Origin of the sequence: Nonomuraea sp. 10N515B, assembly GCF_052245915.1 — a bacterium.
GTDB lineage: Bacteria > Actinomycetota > Actinomycetes > Streptosporangiales > Streptosporangiaceae > Nonomuraea.
Map to the genome: position 1 here is coordinate 1 of NZ_JBQQBQ010000138.1, position 8,620 is coordinate 8,620.

An 8,620-nucleotide genomic window follows, 5' to 3' on the forward strand; every position below is an offset into this window, starting at 1 on the left:
GTCGGGGGCCGTTGCACGGCATTCCGGTCGCGGTGAAGGACCTCATCATGATCGCCGGGCTACGGGTGACGATGGGGTCGCGGCATTTCGCCGGCCACGTCGCGCAGGCCGACGCCGAGTGCGTCGCGCGGCTGCGCCGGGCGGGCGCCGTCATCGTGGGCACGACCACATGAGTTGCCTACGGCCCGACGGGTGACCGCTCCGCGCCCGCGCGCGCGTGGAACGTCCTGGGTCTGCCCGCCGGGACGATGGACGGCCTGCCGGTCGGCCTCCAGCTCGTCGGCCGCCCCGGCCAGGAGTTCCTGATCTTCGAAGCCGCCGCCGCTGAGCCGAAGCCGCCGGGTCAGCGGGGTGCGGCCGCCTCCGCGTGGACGAGGCGCATACCGTCGGGCAACCCCGTGACCGAGGCCGTGCCGTCGTGGCCGATGCTCACCTCGACGTCGTGCCCGGCGACCCGTAGCCCGCCCACGGTCAGCGCGCCCAGGACGGCGCCGGACAGCGGGCGCAGCAGCGCCCGTCCCTCGGGCACGTCGGGGTGCAGGCCGAGCGCCGCGTGCGCGATGGTGAGCGCGGCGGCGGCGGACCAGGCCTGGGGGCGGCAGGCGGCGGGATACGCGACGGGTCGCACCACCCGCTCGCGGGCGTCGCCCGCATACAGCTCCGGCAGCCGGTAACCGAAGGACTCGGCCGCGGCGAGCAGCCCTTCGGCGAGCGTGGCCGCCTCCGCCTCGAAGCCCTCGCCGGCCAGCCCGGCGAGCACGATGGCCGTGTCGTGTGGCCAGACGGATCCGCAGTGGTAGGACAGCGGGCTGAAGCCGCCCTCCCCCGACGACATCGTCCGCAGCCCGAAGCCCTCCGCCATGCCGGGCGCCGCCAGCAGCGCGGCGACCTCGGCCGATTCCTTCCTCGACAGCAGCCCGGTGCCGAGGAGGTGGCCGATGTTGCTGGTGAGGGCGTCCACCGGCCGCTTGTCCCGGTCGAGCGCCAGCGCGGGGAACCGGCCGTGGACGCCCTCCACCCAGAAGTCGGCGCGGAACCGCTCGGCCAGGGCTTCGGCGTACTCACGCCACCGGGCGGCGCCGGGCATGCCGAAGGCGTCCAGGAGGGCGGCCCCGTCCAGGGCGGCCCGGTGGGCGTAGCCCTGCACCTCGGCCAGCGCGATCGGCGGCTCGGCCCGGCCGCCGTCGTGGAAGCGCACCGCGTCGCCGGAGTCCTTCCACCCCTGATTGGCCAGGCCCCGGCCGCCGGCGTCGACGTACTCGATGAACCCGTCGCCGTCGGAATCGGCGTGCTCGGCCAGCCAGCCCAAAGCCGCCCGCAGGCCAGGGAGCAGCGCCTCCACCTCCGCGTCCGGCATGCCCCAGCGCCACGCGTCGTGCAGGAGGCTGATCCACAGCGGGGTGGCGTCGATGGTGCCGTAGTAGGCGGCGGGCAGGCGCCGGTCCTGCTCCCCCAGCGTGAACGCGTTCCGCCGTAACTCGTGCATGATCTTCCCCGGCGCCTCACCGGTGTGCGGGTCCAAGCGCTCGCCCTGGCGGCGGGCCAGCACGCGCAGGGTGCCGGCGGCCAGCCGGGTGCCCAGCGGCAGCAGCATCCGGGCGGCCCAGATGCTGTCCCTGCCAAACAACGTCAGGAACCACGGCACCCCGGCGCCGAGGAAAGTGTCGCCGGGCGCTCCCGGTTCGGCCAGGCGTAACGAGCGAAGGTCCGCCAGCGCCTGGTCGAGGAGCCGGACGATGCGGCGGTCGGCGGCGGTCACGCGTGGCACGCTCCACTCGAGCGGTCCGGTGGCCGGCACCACGACCGCGGCCGGATCGTGCACGACCAGGCTCCAGCGCAGCGTGACCCGACCCCGCGGGGGGAGGGTGACCTCCCACGTCAGGGACGCGTGCTCCCCCACCCGTGCCCGCGATCCGTGCCCGCTGACGGTGACCTGGGTCGTCTCCGACCGCCAGGACAGCCGCCCCTCGCCGGCCGGGACGCCGGCCGCCTGTGGGGCGGCGATGGAGGGCTGGGCGGCGGGCGGGGCCGCGGGATGGGTGGCGGTGCGGCCTGATTTGACGTCTTCGATGGCGGCGAAGTCACAGGCCAGCTCGACGATGACCGTGGCGGTCACCGGCACGGAGGCGGTGGAGACGATCTCGATGTGCTCGTCCATCCCGTACGGGCCGAGCTCACGCACCCGGTCCAGCCGCACCGTGGGATCGGCCGTGCGGTCGCCGAGCCAGCGCGCCAGCGACACGAACCGCGTCCGCCCCGCCCCGGCCGGCGCGTGCCCGACGGCCTCCGGTTCCCGTCCGTCGAGCAGGAGCCTGGCCAGGGACAACACCCGGCGGTCGGCGCGGAAGAGCCCCTGCACGCCGGCCTGGCGGATCTGACCGTCGGGGCCGCTGAGCGCGCTCGCGGGCGCCATGACCGTACTGACAAGGTCGTGCAGCAGCGGCTGAAGCACGAAGACTCCCCCTCTTGACTGAAGCGTGTCGGCGGTGGAAATTTCGTAGCAATCCGCTAATTTGAATGATCAAATCATGCCTCACCGACGCCGAGACCGCCGCCGCCAGGCAGGCGGCTCGGGCCTGGGCCGCCTCCGCCGGCGCCTCGGCCACCGTGACGCCCGCGCAGGACTTACAGCAGCTCGGCCAGGTGTTCACCGGCTCTTATCAGATCACCGCCGTGGAGCCCCCGCCTTCAGACGGGCGAGGATCAGCGTACGGTCGGCATGATTCCTCCTGAAACGTGTAGGCATATCCGTCCGCCCGTTGCACAAGGCGGACGTCACGGTGGCCGATGCCTTGGACGGTGCTGTGGGCGGTGGCGATGTTGAAGCTGCCGGTGGCACGGACGGCGACGCGGCCGGTGCAGGTGCCGGCCTTCTTGCCGGTGGGCACGACGGCCCTTACGAGGTCGCCGGTGACGAAGCCGAAGAACCGCTTCTGGCGGGGAAGCCTCAGGCGGGGGAAGCCGTGCTTGCCGCAGTTATCAAACAGGCAAAGCGTAACTTCGCCATGATCAGGCAGCAACGAGTACGTACTGTTACTTACCGACCAAATTGCGCAAATTAGTCGAGTGCGAGTCGGTGTCGGCGCCGGTTTGGACGGCACGGAAGGCAAAGACTGGGGCCAGGACCTGCGCAGCGGTCGGCGGGGGCGAGCACATATTTCGGATGCAGCTGATCTCTAAGATGAACAGCCAGATTTGTCGACGAACGGCTCAGCGCGGGTAGGCGCCGCCATCCAGGCTGAGCACCTGGCTGGTGAGGTAGCCGTTTCGCAGCACCGCCATGGCCAGGTCGGCCACCTCCTCCGGCCGTCCGAACCGCCCCACGGGCAGGTCGCCAGGCCGGGCCGCGGCCGGCAACATGTCGGTGTCGTCGATCAGCGCGGGCGCCAGGGCGTTCACCGTCACGCCGCGGGCGGCCACCCGCGCGGCCAGGAAATGCACCAGGCCGTGCAGCCCCGCCTTGGAGGCCGCGTAGTGCGGTCCGACGATGCCGCCGGTGAAGCCCGCCACCGACGACATGAACAACACCCGCCCGAACCCCCGCTCGGCCATCCCCGGCAGCGCCCCCTGCGCGAGCAGGAACGGCGCCCGCAGGTTCACGGCCATCGTCCGGTCCCACGTCGCGGCGTCCACCTCGGTGTAGTTCTGCTGGATCGCGTGCCCGGCGTTGGCGATCAGCAGGTCCACCGGGCCCAGCGCCTCGGCGGCGGCCGCGAGCAGCAGGGCGGGCGCCTGCGGGTCGGCCAGGTCCCCCGGCAGCGCCACCGCGTCCACGCTAGCCGCCCGCGCCTCGGCCACCAACTGCTCGGCCGGGGCGGCGCGGGTGCCGTACGTGAAGGCCGTCCTGACCCCGGCGGAGACCAGCCGCCGCCCCAGCGCCTGCCCGATGCCGCCTGACGCTCCGGTCAACACAGCCACGCGGTCATTGAGTTCGATCACAGCGTCAAGTCTTTCCCCGTGTGCTCACGTGTAACTCGCGGTCCACCTGGAGCGTCTACGGTGCCGCCCATGACGATGCGCAGGTTAATCGCGAGCGTGCTGGCCGGGGTCCTGGCCGGCGGTACGGTCGCCGTTGTGCTGATCCAGACACCACCCGCCGCGGCGGAGCGTCGCGGCCAGGCCCCCATCGTGATCGGGCACAGGGGCGCCAGCGCGCACCGGCCCGAGCACACCCTCCTGGCCTACGAGGCGGCCATCGCCATGGGCGCCGACTACATCGAGCCCGACCTCGTCTCCACCAAGGACCACGTGCTGGTGGCCCGGCACGAGAACGAGATCTCGGGCACGACCGACGTGGCCACACGGCCCGAGTTCGCGAGCCGGCGCACCACCAAGACCATCGACAACGCGCAGATCACCGGCTGGTTCACCGAGGACTTCACGCTGGCGGAGCTGAAGACGCTGCGGGCCAAGGAACGCATTCCCGACCTGCGGCCCGACAACACGGCCTTCGACGGGCTGGCGGAAATCCCGACGTTCGAGGAGGTCGTGCAGCTCGCGCTCAAGCACGGCGTCGGCGTCTACCCGGAGACCAAGCACCCGACCTACTTCGACACCCAGGGCCTGTCGCTGGAGGAGCCGCTGCTGGAGGTGCTGAACCGCCACAGCGTGCGCAAGGCGTACATCCAGTCCTTCGAGACGGCGAACCTGCGCGACCTGCGTTCCAAGACCAAGTTGCCGCTGATCCAGCTCATCTCGGCCACCGGCAGGCCTTACGACTGGGTCGCCGCGAACGACCCGCGCACCTACGACGACATGGTCAAGCCGGAAGGCCTGCGTGAGGTGGCCCAGTACGCCGACGGCATCGGCGTGGACACCCGGCGTGTGGTGCCGCTGGACGCCACGGGCAAGACGCTGCCGCCCACGACGATCGTGGCCGACGCCCACCGCAGGAGGCTCGACGTGCACGTCTGGACCGTGCGCAACGAGAACTCCCAGCTCCCTGCCGACTACCGGATGGGGAACCCGGCCAGTCCCGTGTACGCGCGGGCGACCGGCAACGTGATGGGCTGGCTGTCCAGGCTTCTCGAGCTGGGCATCGACGGCGCGTTCTGCGACGACCCCGGCATGGGCCGGGCCGTCGTGACCAAGCGGTCGCTCTAGCCGGTGCGGCGCCGACGCCGGCGCCGCGTCGATGCCGCCCGCCTGTCCGGGCCGAACGTGATCGCCGCCTGGCCGGCCATGGTTCCGGCCAGCGCGGCGACCGGGCCCGCGGTGCCACGACTGCGCGCTCAGCTGACGGCGGCGCCGAACCACTGGGGCAGCCGGCTGAGCAGATCCTGCTGATCGTCACCCATCCAGGCCACGTGGCCGTCCGGCCGCAGCAGCGCCGCGGGCACGTCCAGTTCCTCGCTGGAGTCGACGACGTGGTCGACCCGATCCGCCCAGCCCGCCACCGAGAGCCGGCCGGTCTGGTCGAGCAGCAGCCCGCGGCCGCCGTGCGTCAGCTCGTAGAGGCGCCCCTGCTTCAGCTTCACGTCCCGCATCCGCCGGCCGAGCAGTTCGTGCCCCTCACCGAAGTCGTAGCGGACCCCGATCGCCGTGATCTTCTCGATCAGGTACCGGTTCACCTCCTCGAAGTCCATCAGTTCCGCCACCAGCCGGCGCACTGACTGGGGCCCCGGCTCGGTGGACAGCAGCTCCGTCTGCGCGCGGGTGTTGTCCAGCACGGCGGCGGCCACAGGGTGCCGTTCGGTGTGGTAGCTGTCCAGCAGCCCCTCCGGCGCCCAGCCGTTGACCTCGGCGGCCAGTTTCCAGCCGAGGTTGAACGCGTCCTGGACACCGAGGTTGAGCCCCTGCCCGCCGGTCGGCGGGTGGATGTGCGCCGCGTCGCCGGCCAGCAGCACCCGGCCGACCCGGTAGCGCTCGGCCAGCCGGGTGGCGTCGCCGAACCGGGAGAGCCAGCGCGGTGAGTGCGCGCCGAAGTCGGTGCCGGCGAACACCCGCAGCTGCTGCTTGAACTCCTCGAGGGTCGGCGGGACGGTGCGGTCCTCGGCCACCCCCTCGGCGGGCACGCCGACGCGGTACACCCCGTCCTCGAGGGGCATGGCGCCGAACCGCAGTTGGGTCTTGCGGACTTCCGCGACGACGGCGGCGACCGTCGCCGGATCCTCGGTCAGCTCCATCTCGCCCAGCAGCGTCTCGACCTTGGAGGGCTCGCCGGGGAAGCCGACGCCGAGCACTTTGCGCACCGTGCTGCGGCCGCCGTCGCAACCGACGAGGTAGCGCGAGCGCAGCTGCGTGCCGTCGGCCAGCTCGACGCTCACCCCGTGGTCGTCCTGGCTCAGCCCGGCGAGCTCGCAGCCGCGCCGGATCTCGACCCCAAGCTCGGCGGCGCGCTCGGCCAGCAGGCGCTCGGTGGTGGTCTGTGGGATGCCGAGGACGTAACCATGCGCGGTGTCCAGCCGGTCGGGCGAGGGCTTGGCGATGCCGGCGAAGAAACCGCCGAGCGTGTGCTGCCGGCCGTGCGCGAGGAACCGCTCCAGCAGACCACGCTGATCCATCACCTCGATGCTGCGTACGTGCAGCCCGAGCGAGCGGACATACCGGGTCGGCTCCGCGTCCTTCTCCAGCACGAGTACGTGCACATCGTGCAGCCGCAACTCACCGGCCAGCATCAAGCCGGTCGGTCCGCCACCGGCAATGATCACATCAATCATGGACCCCCATTCAGCAAGGTGACTTTCGGCCGGCTGCTCCGCGTAGTCCGGCGGAGGTTACCTCCGGCGAGCTTCCAGCGCATCCAGGATCAGGTCCAGCCCGTAGCCGAACTCGCTCGTGTAGTCATAACCCGGCTGCAGGGCGTGGTCGATGATCATCTCGGTGAGGTACGGCAACTCGTCCGCCTGCAGCTGCTTGAGGATGCCGCCGGCCACTTCATCGACCTCGTCCGGCGTGGTCAACGGCAGGTTCGCCTCCTGGAGGACGAACCCGCTGATGTAACTGTCGATGAGGGAGACAGCGTGGGCGGCCATCACAAGCGTGAATCCCGCCCTCCGGAGGACACCGAGGACCGCGTCGTGGTGGCGTAGCGTCGCCGGCCCCGGGCTGCGACGGGAGTCCATGAGCCCGAGAGCCCAGCTGTGCTGCGACAGGACCGCACGCGCGGAGAAAGCGCGCGCACGAATCGCCTCGCGCCAGTCGTCGCACTCGGCATGGGGTAGCTTGATCGCCGCGAACACCATGTCGACCACGCCGTCGAGGATCGCGTCCTTGTTCGGTACGTGGTGGTAGAGCGACATCGCCTCCACACCCAGTTCCTGCGCCACCCGTCGCATCGTGATCGCCTCCACGCCGCCGCGATCCGCGACCCGGATCGCGGCTTCCAGCACGCGACCTCTGCTGAGCGGTTCCTGTGGCGGTTGCGGTGGTGGTGGTGACATCGGCGGCTCCAGAGTACGGGCGGGTTGACAACCTTACAGGCGTAAGCCAGCCTTACATACGTAAGCCGCCTTACGGGCGTAAGGTCCTCCCGGGGTGGAACCAGCTGGAAGCTCGGCGAACATCTGACCCACGACGCGCCCCGCCGGGGCGAGAGAAGGAGATCCCGATGCCGATGCCGAGGTGGTGGGGGCACGTGAACAAGCGGGTGTTCAATCCTCCCGCTGTCGCGGGCGGGAAGTGGCCGGTGCTGACTCACGTCGGTCGCGTCTCTGGCGCGACGTACCGCACGCCGCTCGATGCGCATCCTGTCGACGGCGGCTACCTGTTCGTTCTGGTGTATGGATCGCGGTCCGACTGGGTGCAGAACATCCTGGCGGCCGACAGTGCGCGGCTCCGGGTCGACGGGAGGGAGGTGGAACTCGCCACCCCGCGCCTCGTCGGGAAAGACGAGGCGTTCCAGGCCCTCCCCGATGAGATTGCACGTCCACCGAGGCTGCTCCGCATCACCGAGTTTCTCCGTATGGACCTGGTCGCAGGCTGACGATCGACCTCCAGGCTCAGTGCACCCTGGCAAGGTTGCTGGCGATTTCGGCGAGCAGGGCATCGCCGCAGGCGGCGGAGTCGTCCGCCGCCCAGCAGACGAAGCCGTCGGGACGGATGAGCAGGACCGCGGCGCCCAGATCGTCGGCGCATGTGGCACGGACGAGGTCGACGCGTGGCGGGGGCCGGAGGCCGGCCGGGACGGTTCCGGCCAGATCCAGCAGGACGGCGTGCCCCGAGCCGACCAGCGCCGACAGCCGGGTGGGGCCGACATCGGTGACCAGGTCGGCGTCCGGCAGGCGCTGTCCGGTGAGCGGATGGTCCCCGGACAGCTCGTAGCGCAGCGAGAGGCCGGACATCAGTCCTGCGAGATGGCGGTTGGTGTTGGGCAGCCGCAGCAGGTCGGTGACGATGTCACGCAGGTGTCCAAACCCACGCTCTTCGCCTACTACCCGACGAAGGAAGACCTCATGGTGCATCGCATCGCCGACCACGAGACCGAAACAGCGCGCGGGACCCGATCACCGCGTTCAACGACGACGCGCCCCAGATGCGGAGGGTATGAACCGTTGTCCTGATTGGCTAAGCGAACCTGAGTGGAGATGCGTTTCGGATCATCTGGTCGGGGCTGGTGAGCCGGGAATTGTCGGTCGCGGTGTGTAGCGTCGTGTGTGCATGTTGATGTGACGGGTTCGGG

Annotated in this window: 9 protein-coding genes; 3 read left to right on the forward strand and 6 right to left on the reverse strand. The window is 70.9% G+C overall.

Going from position 1 to position 8,620, the window contains the following annotated elements; all coding sequences use genetic code 11:
• Positions 1–47: 47 nt before the first annotated feature.
• Positions 48–173, forward strand: a complete 126-nt coding sequence (locus ACTWQA_RS58055; protein ID WP_443167340.1) for an amidase family protein — start codon at positions 48–50, stop codon at positions 171–173.
• 170 nt (positions 174–343) lie between these two features.
• Here ACTWQA_RS58055 and ACTWQA_RS58060 read toward each other — a convergent pair whose 3' ends face one another.
• The 3 genes from ACTWQA_RS58060 to ACTWQA_RS58070 form a co-directional block, all read right to left on the reverse strand.
• The gene (locus tag ACTWQA_RS58060) at positions 344–2,452 is read right to left on the reverse strand and encodes an amylo-alpha-1,6-glucosidase (protein WP_443167332.1); all 2,109 of its coding nucleotides are present in this window, start codon (positions 2,450–2,452) and stop codon (positions 344–346) included.
• 208 nt (positions 2,453–2,660) lie between these two features.
• Positions 2,661–3,020, reverse strand: a complete 360-nt coding sequence (locus ACTWQA_RS58065; protein ID WP_443167333.1) for a hypothetical protein — start codon at positions 3,018–3,020, stop codon at positions 2,661–2,663.
• Between the two features lie 190 nt (positions 3,021–3,210).
• Positions 3,211–3,939: an SDR family NAD(P)-dependent oxidoreductase gene (locus tag ACTWQA_RS58070; RefSeq protein ID WP_443167334.1), complete on the reverse strand. Its 729-nt coding sequence runs from the start codon at positions 3,937–3,939 to the stop codon at positions 3,211–3,213.
• A gap of 69 nt (positions 3,940–4,008) precedes the next feature.
• Here ACTWQA_RS58070 and ACTWQA_RS58075 point away from each other — a divergent pair, with 69 nt between their 5' ends.
• Complete coding sequence (locus ACTWQA_RS58075) at positions 4,009–5,103, forward strand: glycerophosphodiester phosphodiesterase (RefSeq protein WP_443167335.1); 1,095 nt, start codon at positions 4,009–4,011, stop codon at positions 5,101–5,103.
• A 128-nt stretch (positions 5,104–5,231) separates the two neighbouring features.
• Here the strand turns inward: ACTWQA_RS58075 and rox are convergent, their stop codons facing one another.
• Both rox and ACTWQA_RS58085 read right to left on the reverse strand, forming a co-directional pair.
• The gene (gene rox, locus ACTWQA_RS58080; protein ID WP_443167336.1) at positions 5,232–6,659 is read right to left on the reverse strand and encodes a rifampin monooxygenase; all 1,428 of its coding nucleotides are present in this window, start codon (positions 6,657–6,659) and stop codon (positions 5,232–5,234) included.
• Between the two features lie 57 nt (positions 6,660–6,716).
• On the reverse strand, positions 6,717–7,331 hold the full coding sequence (locus ACTWQA_RS58085; RefSeq protein ID WP_443167337.1) for a TetR/AcrR family transcriptional regulator: 615 nt from the start codon (positions 7,329–7,331) through the stop codon (positions 6,717–6,719).
• Positions 7,332–7,576: 245 nt separating this feature from the next.
• On the opposite strand from ACTWQA_RS58085, the gene ACTWQA_RS58090 reads away from it, so the two are divergent.
• Positions 7,577–7,924, forward strand: coding sequence for a nitroreductase family deazaflavin-dependent oxidoreductase (locus tag ACTWQA_RS58090; protein WP_443167338.1), 348 nt, complete (start codon positions 7,577–7,579; stop codon positions 7,922–7,924).
• A 16-nt stretch (positions 7,925–7,940) separates the two neighbouring features.
• Here ACTWQA_RS58090 and ACTWQA_RS58095 read toward each other — a convergent pair whose 3' ends face one another.
• On the reverse strand, positions 7,941–8,402 hold the full coding sequence (locus ACTWQA_RS58095; protein WP_443167339.1) for an aromatic-ring hydroxylase C-terminal domain-containing protein: 462 nt from the start codon (positions 8,400–8,402) through the stop codon (positions 7,941–7,943).
• Positions 8,403–8,620 lie beyond the last annotated feature (218 nt).

Coding starts and splice junctions, on each gene's coding strand:
- rox (WP_443167336.1), bottom strand. CDS start 6,659: ATGATTGATGTGATCATTGCCGGTGGCGGACCGACCGGCTTGATGCTG.
- ACTWQA_RS58075 (WP_443167335.1), top strand. CDS start 4,009: ATGACGATGCGCAGGTTAATCGCGAGCGTGCTGGCCGGGGTCCTGGCC.
- ACTWQA_RS58055 (WP_443167340.1), top strand. CDS start 48: ATGATCGCCGGGCTACGGGTGACGATGGGGTCGCGGCATTTCGCCGGC.
- ACTWQA_RS58095 (WP_443167339.1), bottom strand. CDS start 8,402: ATGCACCATGAGGTCTTCCTTCGTCGGGTAGTAGGCGAAGAGCGTGGG.